The organism is Streptomyces sp. NPDC046303 (genome assembly GCF_055588085.1).
Genome location: NZ_JBVJFA010000034.1, coordinates 21952 through 38152, shown reverse-complemented (window position 1 = coordinate 38152; position 16201 = coordinate 21952). Strand labels below are relative to the sequence as shown.

The window sequence follows — 16201 nt, the reverse complement described above, 5'->3', positions numbered from 1 at the left end:
TGGGCTGACCATCGCCCCGCGGAATTCCGGCCTGCCGGTCGCACCTGCGCCAGCCACAATCCAGCCTCGCCGGCGTTTGAGGCGCGGGGCCTGCGGCGGACCTCCGTCAGACACCCCCTAGCGGCCCAGGGGCCAGGCCACCGTGGCCGGAGTCGGGTTCCCGCTGCCCGCGTACGTCGCGCAGGCGTCCGTCAGGGTTTCCAGCAGGGTGAGGGGGTCCGGCAGGGGGTACTGCATGCCGCGGAGCCAGGTCACCGCCTGCTCGCCGGGGAGCACCGCCGGGGGGACCAGGACGTAGCTGCCGCGGCAGTGCCACCGCAGGCCCGGGTGCTCGTCCATCGTCTCGGGGTGGCAGTCCAGTTCGCAGGGCCACCACTCGTCCTCGTCCTCGGGCGTACCGCGGGTGGCGGTGAAGAAGAGCATCCGGGCCTGGTCCCCGGTGCCGCCCGATTCGGCGACCGGGCCCACCTCGATGCCGGCTTCCAGCAGGCGGGCGAGCGCGGCGGCGCCGGCTTCCAGCGGGACGTCGAGTACGTCGTGGACCATGCCGGTCGCGGTGATGAAGTTGGCCTGGGGCTGATTGCGCGCCCAGCGTTCGACCTGGGCGCGGTCGGTGGTCGACTGGGTCTGCCAGGCGAAGGAGACGGGGTGCCGCGCGGGGGTGGGACAGCCGATGCGGTCGCACGAACATCGATAACCGGCGGGATGGGCGGCGGGGGCGAGCGGCAGACCGGCGGCGGCGACGGCCAGGAGGAGCGCCTCGCGCTCTTTTCCGGGGTCCTCGGCGGTGGGTTTCTGCCGCCGGCGCAGCCACTGGGAAATCCTGCTCTGCTCGCCGCGTTTGACGCGGCCGGACTCAGACCCCATCTATCCCCTCACCTCACCGTATCCCCGGCGGACCTTCACATGGTCCCACCATCCTGCGCCCCGGGTGACCGGTCTCGGTGACCGGGGGGTTGGGGAGGGGTGACCGGTAACCGCCGCATAACGGAAGAATTCGGCCATTTGGCTTCCCGTCAGGCGACGGTGACGTTGGCCACCCCGCCCAGCACCCGGTCCACGAGCGCGTCGGTGAAGGCGTGCGTCAGCGGCTGCGTCCGCAGCAGCCAGCGGTAGGTGAGGGGGCCCAGCAGCATCTCCACCGTCAGCCGCAGGTCGGTGTCCGGCGCGAGCTGTCCGGCCTCCCGCGCGGTGCGCAACCGCGCTTCGTACAGGGCGAGCTGCGGCTCCAGCAGCCGCTCGTTGAAACGGGCGCCGAGCTCGGGGTCGGTCGCCCCGGCCGCCGTCAGGGCGCGCGCGGGGGCCTCGTACTTCTCGTCGCACAGCTCGTCCACCGTCGCCCGCAGGACGTGCTTCAGGTCGGCCGCGAGGTCCCCGGTGTCGGGGAAGCCGGTCCACTGGGCCTGCGCCTCCGCGTCCCCGGCGAGCGAGAGGGAGGCGTCGAGGAGGATGGCGGCCTTCGACGGCCACCACCGGTAGATGGTCTGCTTGCCGACCCCGGCGCGGGCGGCGATCGCCTCGATGGTCAGTTTGTTGTAGCCGACCTCCCCGACCAGGGCGAGCGCGGCGTCGAGGATGGCCCGCCGGGAGCGGTCGCTGCGGCGGGTGGCGTCAGGGGTCTTGGTCATGTCCTGAAACTATCAACCGAGACGTCTCGTCTTCCTCTTGTCCGCTAAACCACCCAATCAGTTCACTGCGGTGTCCCGCCGTAGGAGAGACGATTCTCTCCACACTCGTCGTAAGTCGTGAGGAGCCTTCTTTGCGCAGAGACGCCACACCCCGGCGCTACCTGATGTGCCCACCGGCACACTTCAAGGTCACCTACTCCATCAACCCGTGGATGGATCCCACGAAACCGGTGGACCTGCCCCTCGCACTGGCCCAGTGGGAGGACCTGAGGGACCGCTACCGCTCCCTCGGGCACACCGTCGAAACCCTCGAACCGCACCCCGAGCTGCCGGACATGGTCTTCGCGGCGAACGGTGCCCTCGTCGTCGACGGCCGGGTGCTCGGGGCGCGGTTCGCCCATCCGGAGCGGGCCGCCGAGGCCGGGATCCACCTCGAGTGGTTCCGCAGTCACGGCTACCGGGACGTCCACGAGCCGTCCCACGTCAACGAGGGGGAGGGCGACTTCGCCGTCACCGCCAGCTACATCCTGGCCGGCCGGGGCTTCCGCTCCAGCCCGCTCTCGCACGACGAGGCGCAGGAGTTCTTCGGCCGCCCCGTCATCGGCCTCGACCTGGTGGACCCGCGCTACTACCACCTGGACACGGCCCTGTGCGTCCTCGACGGCGACGAGGTCATGTACTACCCGGCCGCCTTCTCGGCGGGCAGCCGGGCCGTACTCCAACGCCTCTTCCCCGACGCGCTGCTCGCCGAGGCCGAGGACGCGGCGGCCCTGGGCATGAACGCGGTGTCGGACGGCCGGCACGTGCTGCTCCCGCAGGCGGCGACCGGGCTGCTGGCGCCGCTGCGGGACCGGGGGTTCGAGCCGGTCCCGATGGACCTGGGCGAGCTGCTCAAGGGCGGCGGCAGCGTGAAGTGCTGCACCCAGGAGCTGAGGCCGGCCCAGGCGGGGCCGGCCCAGGCGGGGCCGGCCCAGGCTAGGCCGGCCTAGGCGTTCTCGGAGGGGGGCGGCCAGGCCTGGCCCCAGTCGGCGTCCCGCGCCGCCTTGTAGAGGTCGCCGTGACGCTTGGTCACGTTGGCCCGGGTCAGGCCCTCGCCCTCCGGTCCGCACAGCTCCAGCAGGACCAGCCCCTTCCGGATCTGCGGCTTCCGCGTGATCCGGGAGGCGGCCGGCCCGGCCGGGAAGCGGGTCGCGGCGACGTAGCTGAACTTCTCGTCCTCGTACGGGAGGGAGCCGCCCTTGACCTGCCGGTGCAGGGAGGACCGGCTGACCCGCGCCGAGAAGTGGCACCAGTCCTGTCCGACCTCGATCGGGCAGGTCCCGTCGTGCGGGCAGGGGGCGGCGACCCGCAGTCCGGCCGCGATGAGCTGGTCACGGGCCTCGCGGATGCGCAGGTACCCCTCCGGCGTGCCCGGCTCGATCAGCACCACGGCCTGGCCGGCCCGCGCCGCCTCGGCGACGACGGCGGTACGGGCCTGCGGGGTCAGCTCGCCCAGGACGTACGAGACCGTCACCAGGTCGGCCTCCGGGAGGGTCAGCCCGGAGCCGATGACGGCCCGCCGCCATTGCGCCGCGCGCAGCACGGGGGAGTGGGAGGCCTGCGCGAGTTCCCTGCCGAGCTGCAGTGCCGGCTCCGCCCAGTCCAGCACCGTGGTCTCGCGCGGGCCGTCCCAGACGGCGTCCACCGCCCAGGTGGCCGCGCCCGTGCCGCCGCCCACGTCCACGTGGGAACCCGGAGCCCACTGCGGGGCCGCCTCCGCGAGGCCGTCCAGGGCGGACCGGACGGCCTCGAAGGTGGCCGGCATCCGGTACGCCGCGTACGCCGCCACGTCGGAGCGGTCGCGCAGCACGGGCGCGTCGGTCGGGGTCTGCCCCCGGTAGCTGGCGATGAGCCGCTCGACGGCGGTCGCGGCCTGCTTGGGCGGGAGTCCGTCGAGCAGCCCGCCGAGCGCGCTGCGGAGGGTTTCGGCGGTGGTGGGGGCGGAGGCGTTCACCAGCGAAGTTTACGGCGCTGCGGGCGCGCCCGATTCGCGGTGCTGCCAGGGGCGGCACAGGCCGAGGAAGCAGCCCACCGCCAGCAGCGAGCAGACCAGCTGCACCACCGCCATCGGCACCGCCGTGTCCTCGCCCGCGATGCCGACCAGCGGTGAGGCGATCGCGCCGACCAGGAAGGACGAGGTGCCGATCAGTGCGGACGCCGAGCCGGCGGCGTGGGGGGTGCGCATGAGGGCCTGGGCGTTGGTGTTCGGCATCACCAGGCCCATCGCCGACATCAGCACGAACAGTGCGGCGGCGATCGGGACCAGCCCGACCTTCCCGAACACCCCGGTGGCCATGAGCAGCAGCGCCACCGAGGCGACCGTGGTCACCGCGAGTCCGACGGCCAGGGTCTTGTCCATGTCGACCCGGCCGACGAGCAGCTTCCCGTTGATCTGGCCGACGGCGATCAGGCCGAAGGAGTTGATGCCGAACAGCAGGCTGAAGGCCTGGGGCGAAGCACCGTAGATCTCCTGCACCACGAAGGGGGAGGCGGCGATGTAGGAGAAGAGCACGGCGAAGGCGAAGCCGCCGGCCAGGGTGTAGCCGGTGAAGACGCGGTCGCCGAGCAGCCCCCGCATGGTGCGCAGGGCCGCGCCGACGCCGCCGGTCTGGCGGCGCTCGGGCGGCAGGGTCTCGCCGAGGCTGCGCCACATCATCACGGTGAGGACGATCCCGACGGCGGTGAGGACGACGAAGACCCCGCGCCAGTCGGAGAAGCGCAGCACCTGGCCGCCGATGAGCGGGGCGACGATCGGGGCGGTGCCGGATATGAGCATGAGGGTGGAGAAGAACCGGGCCATCTCGACCCCGTCGTACAGGTCGCGTACGACGGCCCGCGCGATGACGATCGCGGCCGCCCCGGCCAGGCCCTGGAGCAGGCGGAAGGCGATCAGCAGCTCGGCGGTGGGGGCGAGGGCGCAGATCGCGGTGGCCAGGACGTAGACGACCATGCCGATGAGCAGCGGCCGGCGGCGGCCCCACTTGTCGCTCATCGGGCCGATGACCAGCTGGCCGAGCGCCATGCCGGCGAGGCAGGCGGTGAGGGTGAGCTGGACGGTGGCGGCCGGGCTGTGCAGGGCGTTGGTGACCTCCGGCAGGGCCGGCAGGTACATGTCCATGGACAGCGGGGGGAGGGCGGTCAGCCCCCCGAGTATGAAGGTGACCAGCAGGCCGGTGCGGCGTGCGGCCTTCAGGGGTGCGGGGGCGGTGGGGACGGAGGGCGTTTCGGGCGACGGTTCGTGCGAGCGGGCCGTCACGGGGCCTCTCTCCGACATGCGGAACTCCAGTCTGCTTGTCTTCTTCATGCACCCCTGACCGACCCATGCTCTCAGCAATCGGAACGTCCGGGGACCGGGGCGCCGTGTGACGTACTCTGCGGCCCCATGGACGAACGTACGAAGAAGATCGCTGTAGTCACGGGAGCCGGCTCGGGGATCGGCCGCTCCGTGGCCCTGGCCCTGGCCGCGGCCGGCTGGTCCGTGGCGGTGGCGGGCCGCCGCACCGGGCCGCTGGAGGAGACCGCCGCGGCGGCCGGCGACGGCGCCGACGTGCTCTGCGTCCGAACGGACGTCACCGATCCGGACGAGGTCGCTGCGCTGTTCGGGGCCGTGCGCGAGCGGTACGGGCGCCTCGACCTGCTCTTCAACAACGCGGGCACCTTCGGCCCGGGCGGCCCGCTGGAGGACATCTCCTACGAGGCCTGGCGCTCGGTGGTCGACGTCAACCTGACCGGCGCCTTCCTGTGCGCGCAGGCCGCCTTCCGGCAGATGAAGGCGCAGGACCCGCAGGGCGGCCGCATCATCAACAACGGCTCGATCTCGGCGCACGTGCCGCGCCCGAACTCCGTCGCCTACACCGCGACCAAGCACGCGATGACCGGGCTGACCAAGTCCCTGTCGCTGGACGGACGCCCGTACAAGATCGCCTGCGGGCAGATCGACATCGGCAACGCGGCCACCGAGATGACCGAGCGGATGCAGACCGGCATCCTCCAGGCCAACGGGCAGCTGGCCGTCGAACCGGTGATGGACGCCGCCGACGTGGCGCGCACGGTCCTGCACATGGCGGAGCTCCCGCTGGAGGCGAACGTGCAGTTCGCGACGGTGATGGCGACGACGATGCCGTACATCGGGCGGGGCTGAGCCCGGGAATGCCCGCCGCCGCCCCGCAGTTGAGGCGATCATGACGACTGAGGCATTGCGCTACGCGGCCTTCTCCGCCGACCCCGCGGGCGGCAACCCCGCGGGCGTCGTGCTCGACGCGACCGGACTGGACGACTCCGCCCTGTTGGGCATCGCCGCCGAGCTCGGCTACAGCGAGACGGCCTTCCTGACCGCCCCGCCCGAGGGCCTGCCGGGGGAACCGGGCCGGACCTTCACGGTGCGCTACTTCAGCCCGAAGGCGGAGGTGCCGTTCTGCGGGCACGCCACCGTCGCCACCGCCGTGGCGCTGGGCGAGCGGATCGGCCCCGGGGAGCTGGTGCTCGCGACGCGGGCGGGAACCGTCCCGGTGTCCGTCACCGCGTCACCCGACGGGCTGCTGCGGGCCACGCTGACCAGCGTGGAGCCGCACACCGAGGAGATCGGCGCGGCCGACCTCGCCGAGGCGCTGGCCGCGCTGGACTGGCCGGAGGCCGACCTCGACCCGGCGTTCCCGCCCCGGATCGCCTACGCCGGAGCCCGCCACCTGGTGCTCGGCGCCCGCACCCGGGCCCGGCTCGCGGACCTCGCGTACGACTTCGCCCGGCTGGAGGCGCTGATGCTGCGCCTGGACCTGACCACCGTGCAGCTGGTGTACCGGGCGGGCCCGGCGGAGTTCCACGTACGGGACCCCTTCCCGGTCGGCGGAGTCGTCGAGGACCCGGCGACCGGCGCGGCCGCGGCCGCCTTCGGCGCGTACGCCCGCGAGCTCGGCCTGGTCCCGCAGGACGCCGTGCTCACCCTCCACCAGGGCGCGGACATGGGCCGCCCGGGGGTGCTCACCGTGGAGCTGCGCGCGGGCGACCCCCGGGTCAGGGTCGGCGGTACGGGCGTACGGATCCCCTAGTGCTGTGGGCTCAAGTGCTGTGGGCTCAGCTCGCGGGCGCGGCGTCGGCCGCGCCCGCCGGGAGCGCCTCGGCAGCGGCCGGGCGCCGGCGCTCGGCGAAGAACAGCACCAGCACGGGGATGACGTACAGCGCCCACACCCACACCTGGAGCACGGTGGGGTCCGGCTGGAAGTTGAAGACGCCCTTGAGCACGGTCCCGTACCAGCTGTCCGGCGGGACGGCCGCGCTGACGTCGAAGGCCTTGTCGCCCAGACCGCCGAGGAAGCGGGCCTCCTGGAGGTCGTGGACCCCGTACGCGAGCACGCCCGCGGCGACGACCACCAGCATGGCGCCGGTCCACGTGAAGAACCGGGCCAGGTTGATCTTCAGGGCACCGCGGTAGAACAGCCAGCCCAGCACGATCGCCGTCGCGATGCCCAGCAGTACGCCGGCCAGCGGGGCGGAGGAGCCCTCGCCGCTGGCCCGTACCGAGGCCCACACGAACAGCGCGGTCTCCAGGCCCTCCCGGCCGACGGCCAGGAACGCGGTCGTGACCAGCGCCCCGGTACCCATGGCGAGCGCCGTGTCGAGCCTGCCCTGCAGCTCGGCCTTCAGATGCCGTGCGGTGCGCTTCATCCAGAAGACCATCCACGTCACCAGACCGACCGAAAGGATGGAGAGGGTGCCGCCGAGGAGCTCCTGCGCCTCGAAGGTCAGCTCCTGGCTGCCGAACTCGAGCGTCGCGCCGAAGGCGAGCGAGATCCCGCAGGCGATCGCGATGCCGAGCCAGACCGGGCGCAGGGCGTCCCTGCGCCCGGTCTTCACCAGGTAGGCGACGAGGATGCAGACGACCAGGCCGGCCTCCAGCCCCTCGCGCAGTCCGATCAGATAGTTGCCGAACACGGCGGTGGTTCCTCTCCGGCCTCTCCGGCCTCTACGGGCTCTGCGGGCTGTACGACGGGGGACCGGGCGGACTACGCGAACAGCGTCCGGCCCCACCAGTCGTCCTCGTCGCGGACGCCCGGCGGGACGGCGAAGACCGCCGAACCCACGTGCTGGATGTACTCGTTGAGGACGTCGGCCTTCGCGAGACTGCGCTGGACCGGGATGAAGCCCGTGCGGACGTCGCGCTGGTAGGCGAGGAAGAACAGGCCCGCGTCGAGGCGGCCCAGACCGTCCGTGCCGTCCGTGAAGGAGTAGCCGCGGCGCAGCATCATCGCGCCGTTGTTGGAGTCCGGGTGGGCGAGGCGGACGTGCGCCTCCGGCTTCATCGCCTTCAGGAACGGCTCGTCGCGCTCCTTGGACTTGCCGACGGGGGCGCCTTCGCCCTTGTCGCGGCCGAAGATGTCCTCCTGCTCGCCCAGCGGGGTGCGGTCCCAGGTCTCGATGTTCATCCGGATCCGCCGGGCCACGAGGTAGGAGCCGCCGGTCATCCAGGCGCTGCCGTCGGCCGGGCCGACCCACACGTGCTTGTCCAGGGCGGCCTGGTCGGTGCCCGAGATGTTCCGGGTGCCGTCCTTGAAGCCCATCATGTTGCGCGGGGTCTGCTCTTCGGGCGTGGTCGAGGAGGTCTTGCCGAAGCCGAGCTGCGACCAGCGCATCGCGGTCCGGCCGAAGCCGATGCGGGCCAGCTGGCGGATCGCGTGCACGGCGACCTGCGGGTCGTCGGCGCAGGCCTGGACGCAGATGTCGCCGCCGGAGCGGGCCGCGTCCAGGTTGTCGCCGGGGAACAGCTCCAGGTCCACCAGGGCTTCGGGGCGCTTGTCCTCCAGCCCGAAGCGGTCCTTGGCGAACAGGCCGGGCCCGAAGCCGATGGTCAGGGTGAGCCGCGAGGGCTTGAGGCCCAGCGCCTCGCCCGTGTCGTCCGGCGGCGCCTCGGGGAGGCCGCCGAAGCCGCCCTCGCCGACCGGCCGGCCGGCCGTCATGAGCCGGGCCGCCTGCGTCCACTCCTTGAGGAGCTCGACGAGCTCCCCGCGGTCCTTCGTCTTCACGTCGAAGGCCGCGAAGTGCAGGCGGTCCTGCACGGCGGTGGCGATTCCGGCCTGGTGTGCGCCGTGGAACGGCACGGCCGCCCCGGCGGAGGACACCGGGAGCGCGTCCGAGCCGGTGGCCAGGGCCGCCACGGTGCCGCCGGACGCGGCGGCGCCGAGCGCGAGCCCGGCCCCGCCCCAGCCGAGCACGGAGCGCCGTGTGGGCGCGGGCCTGCCGCTCTCGTGGTGCTCCGCCTCCGGCTGCGTCTGCGCCTCCGGCTGCGCGGCCGGCTCCGACTCGGACATTCGGCTCTCCCGCCTGTTTCGCTGCTGCCGGTTACTTCGCGACCGCGGCCGCGAGCTTGGAGAGCGGCTCGGCGAGCGCGTTGACGCCGTCCGAGAGCTCCTTGCGCTGGGCCTCGCCGACCTTGTCGTACGGGGTGAACTCGTAACCGGTCTTGTCGGCGCGGTACGTGTCCAGGAGGGTGTTCAGGGCCGCGAACTGGGTGTCCAGCTGCTTGGCGAGCTCCGGGTCGTTCTTCGAGGCGATGGCCTTGAGGACGTCGTACGCCTTCTGCGCGCCCTCGACGTTGGCCTTGAAGTCGACCAGGTCGGTGTGGGAGTAGCGCTCCTCCTCACCGGTGACCTTGCCGGTGGCGACCTCGTCCAGGAGCTCCTTGGCACCGTTGGCGATCGAGGTGGGGGTGATCTCCGCCTGGCCGACCTTCTTCTGCCAGTCGGTCAGGTCCGCCATCAGGGTGTCGGCGAGCTTCTTGTCGTTGTCGTCGATCTTGTTGTCGGCCCACAGGGACTTCTCCAGGCGGTGCCATCCCGTCCAGTCCTTCTCCGGGTCCTGGCCGGCCTCCAGGCCGTCCTCGCGGACGTCGACCTTCGGGTCGATGTCACCGAAGGACTCGGCGACGGGCTCGGTGCGCTCCCAGCCGATGCGGGAGGGCGCGTACAGCTTCTTCGCGGCCTCGACGTCGCCGGACTTGACCGCGTCCGCGAAGGCCTGCGCCTTGGGGAGGGTCTCCTCGGCCTGCTGGACCACGTACCCGCGGTAGGCGGCGACCGCGGCGTCCATTTCGGGGCTGCGCTTCTCCTCGCCGCCCTTGCCGGTGGCCTTGACCTTCTGGGCGATGCCGTCGCCCTTCATGCCGGGCTTGCAGACGATCTCGTAGTCGCCCGCCTTGATCTCGGCGGTGATGGAGGCCTTGGTGCCGGGGCCTATGTTCTCGCGCTCGGTCACGATGCGGGCGTCCGGGAAGAGGACGTAGACCTCGGTGACCTTGGATCCCTTGTTCTCCACGTCGATCTGTACCTTGCCGGACGGGAACTCCGTCTTCGACACGTCGCAGGCGCTGTCGGAGGCCGCGACCTTGACCACGTCGTCGCCGCCCGCGTCGCTCTTCTGGGAGCAGCCGGTGACGGCGGTCAGGGCGGCCGCCACGGAGGCGGCGGCGACGACGGTGAGGCGGGCGGGGCGCATAGGGGGCTCCTGGGCGTCGACGAGGGGCCGTCCCCAGCGGGAGAGGCCAGTGAGGCGGACCTAACTTAGCCGAGGCTTAGTTGACCCATACCCCGTCGTGCAGTGATTCAGCTCTCAGCTTTTCGCGCAGGACACGGGGCCGTCACGGACGTTCCAGGACGGCCCCATGGCCGGGTCAAGCAGGGGTCAAACCCGACGGGCCGTGGGGTGTGGCCGGTTGGTCGGGTGACCGGACGGGGACGACCAGCGGGGCCCCGGTGCGCGGGTGCGGGAGGACCTCGACCGGCTGCCGGTAGACGCGGCTGAGCAGCGCGTCGTGGAACACCTCGGCCGGCGGACCGGCCGCGGCGATCCGCCCGTCGTGCAGGACGGCGGCCCGGTCCGCGTAGGCGGCGGCCAGGCCCAGGTCGTGCAGGACCACGACCACGGCGTCCCCGGCGGCGGCCCGCTCCCGGCAGATCCGCAGCACGAGTTCCTGATGGCGCAGGTCCAGGGCGGCGGTGGGCTCGTCGAGGAGCAACAGCGGCGCCCGCTGGGCCAGTACGCGGGCCAGCGCGACCCGGGCCCGCTCTCCGCCGGAGAGCGCGGAGAAGGGGCGGCCGGCGAAGTCGGTGACCTCGGTCGCGGCCATGGCGGCGGCCACCGCCTCCTCGTCCGCGTCGGCGAGCGGGGTGCCGGCCCAGGGCGCGCGGCCCATCCGTACGACGTCCGCCACGGGGAAGGGGAAGGACAGCGCGGCCGACTGGGGGAGCACCGAGCGCCGCAGCGCGAGCTCGGGGGCCGACCAGCCGTGCACCGGGCGGCCGTCGATCCGGATCTCCCCGGAGGCGGCCGGCAGGTCGGCGGCCAGCGCCGCCAACAGCGTGGACTTGCCCGCGCCGTTGGGGCCCACCAGGGCCAGTACCTCCCCGGCCCGGGCCGTCAGGTCGATGCCGGCCAGGACCTCGCGCTGTCCGAGCCGGACGTGCAGTCCGGTGACCTCGGCGACGGCCGATCCGCTCGCGGGGCGGGCCGGGACGGTCCGCCGGTTGCGGGAGAGCAGCCCGGTCAGCCTGCGGGTCGCTTCGGTCACGCCCAGCCTCCTTGCTTGCGGCGGGTGCGGCGCAGCAGCCAGAAGAAGAACGGGCTGCCGAGCAGGGCGGTCAGGACACCGAGCGGCAGCTCGGCCGGCTGGGCGAGGGTCCGCGCGGCCAGATCGCCCGCGACCAGGACGAGGGCTCCGGCGAGCGCGCTGCCCGGCACGAGGAAGCGGTGGCCGGGGCCGTGGGCCATCCGCAGCAGGTGCGGGACCAGCAGCCCGACGAAGGTGATGACGCCGGCCACGGCGACGGCGGCCGCGGTGAGCAGCGCCACGACCAGGATGAGGGCGAGGCGCAGCCGTTCGACGTCGATTCCGAGGTGGCGGGCCGGGCGTTCGCCGAGGGAGAGCAGGTCGAGGCGGCGGGAGTAGAAGGGGGCGATGAGCAGGCCGGCCAGGGCGCAGGGGAGTACGGCGAGCACCTTGGGCCAGGTGGCCTGGGCGAGGGAGCCGAGCTGCCAGAAGGTGATCTGGTTGACCTGCCCGCTGTCCGCGAAGAAGACGAACAGGCCGATGAGGGCGCCGGCGAAGGCGTTGACGGCTATGCCGGTGAGGATGAGGGTGACGACCTCGGTCCTGCCGCCGTTGCGGGAGAGGAAGTAGACGGAGCCGACGGTGGCCAGGCCCGCGGTGAACGCGCAGAAGGGAATCGTCCAGTTGCCGAGGAAGCCGAGCCCTAGCGCGATGGCGGCGACCGCGCCGACCGCGGCTCCCGCCGAGATCCCGATGATGCCGGGCTCGGCCAGGGGGTTGCCGAAGACGCCCTGCATGAGCGCGCCCGCGCAGCCCAGGCTCGCGCCGACGTGCCGGGGCCGGTGGTGGTTTCCGCGAGGACGAGCGTCGGGCGCAGCGAGAGCACGCTCTCGGCGGAGACGTCGTGCCCGCGGGTCACCACCGGCAGGGCGGCGGCCTGTTCGAAGGTGGCGGTGATGTCCTTGGCGACGACCCGGTCGCCGAGGCCCAGGGTGTGGACGATCTCGTTGAGGCCGCCGGTCAGCGGGACGACCCGGTCCGCCGAGGCGACGGTGACACGGGAGCCGTCGGCCGAGGCCACGGTCACCGGCATCGCGGGCGCCGGAGCCGGGGTGAGCGGTTCCACCCGGTCCGGGGCGGCGGCGGTGTGGGCGGATGGGCCCGGGGTGGTGGCCGTACCCCCGCAGCCCGTCAGCGCAAGTGCCAGTGCTGCCACGGCGAGAGCGAGACGGGGGAAGCGGTGTGACGCGGCGGGCGTAGGCACGAAGGCACCGTCCTGATCGTCCGACTGAGGTGGTGGGGACCGGGGGGTTTCCCATCCGGCCAGGGGTAGCTTAGGTTAGCCTAACCTTGCTCGCTAGACCCTGGAGGGGGCGGTCATGCCCACAAGACCCGTCCGTGCGTTCGCCGTCGCCCTGTTGGCGGCCGTACTGGGAGCGCTGCTCCCGGCCGGCGTCGCCCGGGCGGGCACCGTGCAGGGCGGTCGTCTCGACTGGGGCGTCAAATCGTCTTTCCAGAGTTATGTGACGGGTCCCGTCGCGAAAGGCGGTTTCCGGCTGAAGGGCGGAGCCGCGACCGTCGGCGGGAACCTGTTCCGCTTCCACACGGCGACCGGCTCCTACGACCCGCAATCCGGAGCCTTCGAGGCCTCCTATTCGGGCGGGGTGACCTTCCAGGGCCACCGGAAGCCCGACGGCGCCTATGAGCTGGACATGACCATCAGCCGCCCCACCGCCAAGATCAACGGCGGCCGCGGCACCCTGTACGTGGACGTCTCCGGCAAGGCCAAGGACACCGGAGCGGTCACCACCCAGTCCCAGGTGCCGTTCGCGACCCTCGGCGTCGGCGGGGTCGACATGAAGGGCGGCGCGAGCCCGCTGACCCTCACCACCATCCCGGCCACCCTCACCGAACAGGGCGCCAAGGCCTTCGCCGGCTACTACGCGGCCGGCGCGCAGCTCGACCCGGTCTCACTCTCCGCCGACGTCAAGGCCGCCCCGGCCGCGCAGCCTTCGCAGTCGCCCACCGCGGCGCAGCCGAGCGCGTCCGCCGCCGCGACCCCGCCGGCGCAGGCGCCGGGGGCCTTCGCCGACGCCGCCGTGGACTGGGGGGTGCGCCGTACCTTCCGCGAGTACGTCACCGGCTCCGTCGGCCAGGGCAAGTGGAGCCTCGCCGAGGGCGCCCAGGACGGCGGCGCGCTGTTCCGCTTCCCCCAGGGCAAGGGCGCGTACGACGGCGGAAAAGGCACCCTTGACGCCGCCTTCGCCGGCACCGTCCACTTCACCGGCGCCCACCTGGACCTGAAGTTCGGCGCGGTGCGCGTCACGGTGGAGCAGGGCAAGGGCGTGCTGTCCGCCGACGTCACCTCGGGCGGTACGACGAAGAACGCCGTCGCACTGGTCGAGTTCGACGCCAAGGCGCTCAAGACCGAGGGCGGCCTCGCCACCCTGACCGAAGCCCCCGCCGTCCTCACCGAGGGCGGCTCGCAGGCCTTCAACGCCCTGTACAAGCCGGGCACCGAGATGGACCCCGTCTCCCTCGCGATCGCCCTCGACAGCACCGCGAAACTGCCCGCGCTGCCCGACCTCGGCTCCACGGCCGCGCCCTCGCCGGCACCCAGCGCCTCCGCCGGGGCGGTCGCCAAGGCCGGGAGTTCCTCGAACGCCGGGACGTACACCGCCCTCGCGGCGGCCGTGCTGGTGCTCGCCGCCGGCGGCGCCGCGTTCGTGATCCGCAAGCGCCGCGCGGCGTCCGAAGCCCCGTAACGGCACCGCACCCTCGCCCCCTCCTCCGCCGCCCCTCCCCTTCCCTTCCCTTCCCTTCCCAGGAGTTTGCAGCCATGTCGTCCCACCGCCGTCCGATCGCCGTCGCGGCCGCCGTCCTCACCGCCGCCGCTCTCGGCGCCACCGCCCTGGTCCTGCCCGCCTCGGCCGCGGGCGGTCCCCCGACCGCCCCGGTGAAGATCGTCGGCGGCACCCTCGACTGGGGTGTGCTCGCCAGTTACCGCGCCTATGTGACCGGCATGGCCAAGGGCACCATCACCGTGGCGGACGGCGCCCAGCAGAACGCGGACGGCAGCCTGCGCTTCGGCGAGCCGACCGGGCAGTACGAACCGGCCGCCGGCCACGTGGTGAAGGCCGCGTTCAAGGGCAGCGTCACCTTCTCCTCGCCCGCCCCGCCGGCCGGCCACGGCTTCGAGGTCAAGCTCTCGGACTTCCGTATCGACACCGGCACCAAGAAGCTCACCGCGGACGTCACCAAGGGCGGCTCCACGGCCCAGGACGTTCCGCTGGCCGCGGTCGCCTTCGCCGGCCAGTCGATGACGGGCCTGGCGACCACGCTCACCAAGGAGGCGGCGGACGCGCTCGGTTCGGCGTCGTACGAGAACAAGGCGGGCGACCCGCTCACGGCGAAGCTGGAGTTCGAAAAGCCCACCCAGCCGACCCCCACGCCCACCCCCACCCCGACGCCGACCCCCACCCCGACCCCGACTTCCACGAAGTCGGCCACCCCCACCGTGACGCCCACGGTCCCGGCCGACGGTCCGCAGAAGGTCCTCAGCGGCAAGCTGACGTGGGGTGTGAAGGAGTCCTTCCGCACGTACGTCTTGAGCGCGGGCTCGATCACCCCGTCCGGCGGCGCCGCGAAGAACGGCGACCTCTTCGACTTCGCCTTCGGCAAGGGCGAACTGGACGCGAAGAACCAGAAGCTGAACGCCTCCTTCGAGGGCAGCCTCCGCTTCCAGTACGCGGCCCACGGCATCGACATGGCCTTCGGCGACGTCCGCGTCGAGGCCACCGGAAAGACCGGCACCCTCTGGGTGAACCAACTCCCCTTCGCCACGCTCGACCTGTCCAAGACGGACTACACAACCCGGGGCGGCGTACTGACGCTGAACGCGGTACCGGCGGCCTTCACCGCCAAGGGCGCGGCCCTCTTCGCCAACGGCACCACCGGCTCCATGTACAAGGCGGGCGACCCGATCGACCCGATCACCCTGTCGGTGGCGGTGGACAAGGACGCCACCCTGCCGCCGAGCGGCACCACCGGCGGTACGGGCGGTACGAGCGGTACGGGCGGCACCGGTGGCACGGGCGGTACGGGAGCCACCGCCGCCACCGTCGGCGGCAGCCTCGCCACCACCGGCGCCGAGATCCCCGCCGGGGCCCTGCTCGGCACTTCCGGCGCCGTCATCGCGGCGGGCGCGGGAGCCGTGTTCCTCGCGCGCAGGAGGCGTACGGCCTAGCCGCTGAGCCGTGCCGTGCTTGAATGCCCGCGTGAACGATCATCTCGACGTGTTGAAGGTCTTCTGCGCGGGCGACGGCCGGCACGGCAACCTGCTCGGTGTCGTACGCGACGGCCGGGTCTGCCCCGACGACGGGTCGCGGCAGGCCCTGGCCGCCGAACTTGGCTACAGCGAGACGGTGTTCGTCGACGACCCCGAGCGCGGAATCGTCGACATCCGCACCCCCGGCACGCGGATGTCCTTCGCCGGGCACCCGCTGGTCGGGCTCGCCTGGCTGCTGGACATCGAGGAGCTCCAGCCTCCGGCCGGCTCCGTATGGGCCCGTGACGACGGGGAGTTCACCTGGATCACGGCCCGCCCCGAGTGGGTCGAGGGCAAGCGCACCGAGCAGTACGGGTCGGTCGCCGAGGTCGAGGCGCTACCGGCCCCGCCGCCGGGCGAGGGCTGGCTGTACGCGTGGGCCTGGGAGGACGAGACCGCCGGCCGGGTACGGGCCCGCGGCTTCCCGCGCCGGGCCGACGGGGTCATCGCCGAGGACGAGGCCACCGGCTCGGCGGCGATCCTGCTCACCGCCCAGCTCAACCGCGCCCTGAACATCACCCAGGGCGCGGGTTCCCAGATCCTCACGGCCCCCTGCCCCGACGGCAGCGTGGAGATCGGCGGCCGCGTCCGCTTCGCCGGTCCGAGGCCGTAGGGCTCGCGCCAAACGGGCCGGGCCGGTGCACGCGCACCGGCCCGGCCCTTCCGCCTCAC

At 72.9% G+C, this 16201-nt stretch carries 14 protein-coding genes and 2 pseudogenes; 6 read left to right on the top strand and 10 right to left on the bottom strand.

Going from position 1 to position 16201, the window contains the following annotated elements; all coding sequences use genetic code 11:
- Nucleotides 1-117 precede the first annotated feature (117 nt).
- Nucleotides 118-867: a bifunctional DNA primase/polymerase gene (locus ACZ6I1_RS28355; RefSeq protein ID WP_469291758.1), complete on the bottom strand. Its 750-nt coding sequence runs from the start codon at nucleotides 865-867 to the stop codon at nucleotides 118-120.
- A gap of 149 nt (nucleotides 868-1016) precedes the next feature.
- Nucleotides 1017-1628 carry a TetR/AcrR family transcriptional regulator gene (locus ACZ6I1_RS28350; RefSeq protein ID WP_469291757.1) on the bottom strand — a complete coding sequence of 204 codons (612 nt, stop codon included), beginning with the start codon at nucleotides 1626-1628 and terminating at the stop codon, nucleotides 1017-1019.
- Nucleotides 1629-1759: 131 nt separating this feature from the next.
- On the opposite strand from ACZ6I1_RS28350, the gene ddaH reads away from it, so the two are divergent.
- Nucleotides 1760-2617 (top strand): dimethylargininase, encoded by an 858-nt coding sequence (gene ddaH / locus ACZ6I1_RS28345; protein WP_469291756.1) that lies wholly within the window; start codon nucleotides 1760-1762, stop codon nucleotides 2615-2617.
- Here the strand turns inward: ddaH and ACZ6I1_RS28340 are convergent.
- Together ACZ6I1_RS28340 and ACZ6I1_RS28335 are read right to left on the bottom strand one after the other, a co-directional pair.
- Complete coding sequence (locus ACZ6I1_RS28340; protein WP_469291755.1) at nucleotides 2614-3621, bottom strand: small ribosomal subunit Rsm22 family protein; 1008 nt, start codon at nucleotides 3619-3621, stop codon at nucleotides 2614-2616. The genes ddaH and ACZ6I1_RS28340 overlap by 4 nt on opposite strands.
- Before the next feature lie 9 nt (nucleotides 3622-3630).
- Nucleotides 3631-4941, bottom strand: coding sequence for a Bcr/CflA family multidrug efflux MFS transporter (locus ACZ6I1_RS28335; RefSeq protein ID WP_469291754.1), 1311 nt, complete (start codon nucleotides 4939-4941; stop codon nucleotides 3631-3633).
- Between the two features lie 108 nt (nucleotides 4942-5049).
- On the opposite strand from ACZ6I1_RS28335, the gene ACZ6I1_RS28330 reads away from it, so the two are divergent.
- Entirely contained in the window at nucleotides 5050-5808 is a 759-nt protein-coding gene (locus tag ACZ6I1_RS28330; RefSeq protein WP_469291753.1) for an SDR family oxidoreductase, read from the top strand.
- Nucleotides 5809-5848: 40 nt separating this feature from the next.
- The gene (locus ACZ6I1_RS28325; RefSeq protein WP_469291752.1) at nucleotides 5849-6712 is read left to right on the top strand and encodes a PhzF family phenazine biosynthesis protein; all 864 of its coding nucleotides are present in this window, start codon (nucleotides 5849-5851) and stop codon (nucleotides 6710-6712) included.
- Between the two features lie 25 nt (nucleotides 6713-6737).
- Here the strand turns inward: ACZ6I1_RS28325 and efeU are convergent, their stop codons facing one another.
- The 6 genes and pseudogenes from efeU to ACZ6I1_RS28295 all read right to left on the bottom strand — a co-directional run.
- Nucleotides 6738-7595: an iron uptake transporter permease EfeU gene (gene efeU / locus ACZ6I1_RS28320; RefSeq protein WP_469291751.1), complete on the bottom strand. Its 858-nt coding sequence runs from the start codon at nucleotides 7593-7595 to the stop codon at nucleotides 6738-6740.
- Nucleotides 7596-7666: 71 nt separating this feature from the next.
- Nucleotides 7667-8968 (bottom strand): iron uptake transporter deferrochelatase/peroxidase subunit, encoded by a 1302-nt coding sequence (gene efeB, locus ACZ6I1_RS28315; RefSeq protein ID WP_469291750.1) that lies wholly within the window; start codon nucleotides 8966-8968, stop codon nucleotides 7667-7669.
- A gap of 31 nt (nucleotides 8969-8999) precedes the next feature.
- On the bottom strand, nucleotides 9000-10151 hold the full coding sequence (efeO, locus tag ACZ6I1_RS28310) for an iron uptake system protein EfeO (RefSeq protein WP_469291749.1): 1152 nt from the start codon (nucleotides 10149-10151) through the stop codon (nucleotides 9000-9002).
- A 175-nt stretch (nucleotides 10152-10326) separates the two neighbouring features.
- Nucleotides 10327-11202, bottom strand: coding sequence for a heme ABC transporter ATP-binding protein (locus ACZ6I1_RS28305; RefSeq protein WP_469291794.1), 876 nt, complete (start codon nucleotides 11200-11202; stop codon nucleotides 10327-10329).
- 17 nt (nucleotides 11203-11219) lie between these two features.
- Nucleotides 11220-12032: pseudogene (locus ACZ6I1_RS28300) on the bottom strand (FecCD family ABC transporter permease); the annotation flags it as partial.
- A gap of 5 nt (nucleotides 12033-12037) precedes the next feature.
- Nucleotides 12038-12466: pseudogene (locus ACZ6I1_RS28295) on the bottom strand (ABC transporter substrate-binding protein); the annotation flags it as partial.
- Between the two features lie 115 nt (nucleotides 12467-12581).
- On the opposite strand from ACZ6I1_RS28295, the gene ACZ6I1_RS28290 reads away from it, so the two are divergent.
- The 3 genes from ACZ6I1_RS28290 (at nucleotide 12582) to ACZ6I1_RS28280 (ending at nucleotide 16142) form a co-directional block, all read left to right on the top strand.
- Nucleotides 12582-13967, top strand: coding sequence for an HtaA domain-containing protein (locus ACZ6I1_RS28290; protein ID WP_469291748.1), 1386 nt, complete (start codon nucleotides 12582-12584; stop codon nucleotides 13965-13967).
- Between the two features lie 74 nt (nucleotides 13968-14041).
- Nucleotides 14042-15448 (top strand): HtaA domain-containing protein, encoded by a 1407-nt coding sequence (locus tag ACZ6I1_RS28285; RefSeq protein WP_469291747.1) that lies wholly within the window; start codon nucleotides 14042-14044, stop codon nucleotides 15446-15448.
- A 31-nt stretch (nucleotides 15449-15479) separates the two neighbouring features.
- Nucleotides 15480-16142, top strand: a complete 663-nt coding sequence (locus ACZ6I1_RS28280; RefSeq protein ID WP_469291746.1) for a PhzF family phenazine biosynthesis protein — start codon at nucleotides 15480-15482, stop codon at nucleotides 16140-16142.
- Nucleotides 16143-16201 lie beyond the last annotated feature (59 nt).

Coding starts and splice junctions, on each gene's coding strand:
- ACZ6I1_RS28335 (WP_469291754.1), bottom strand. CDS start 4,941: ATGTCGGAGAGAGGCCCCGTGACGGCCCGCTCGCACGAACCGTCGCCC.
- efeO (WP_469291749.1), bottom strand. CDS start 10,151: ATGCGCCCCGCCCGCCTCACCGTCGTCGCCGCCGCCTCCGTGGCGGCC.
- ACZ6I1_RS28330 (WP_469291753.1), top strand. CDS start 5,050: ATGGACGAACGTACGAAGAAGATCGCTGTAGTCACGGGAGCCGGCTCG.
- ACZ6I1_RS28350 (WP_469291757.1), bottom strand. CDS start 1,628: ATGACCAAGACCCCTGACGCCACCCGCCGCAGCGACCGCTCCCGGCGG.
- efeB (WP_469291750.1), bottom strand. CDS start 8,968: ATGTCCGAGTCGGAGCCGGCCGCGCAGCCGGAGGCGCAGACGCAGCCG.
- ACZ6I1_RS28325 (WP_469291752.1), top strand. CDS start 5,849: ATGACGACTGAGGCATTGCGCTACGCGGCCTTCTCCGCCGACCCCGCG.
- ACZ6I1_RS28290 (WP_469291748.1), top strand. CDS start 12,582: ATGCCCACAAGACCCGTCCGTGCGTTCGCCGTCGCCCTGTTGGCGGCC.
- ACZ6I1_RS28355 (WP_469291758.1), bottom strand. CDS start 867: ATGGGGTCTGAGTCCGGCCGCGTCAAACGCGGCGAGCAGAGCAGGATT.
- ACZ6I1_RS28285 (WP_469291747.1), top strand. CDS start 14,042: ATGTCGTCCCACCGCCGTCCGATCGCCGTCGCGGCCGCCGTCCTCACC.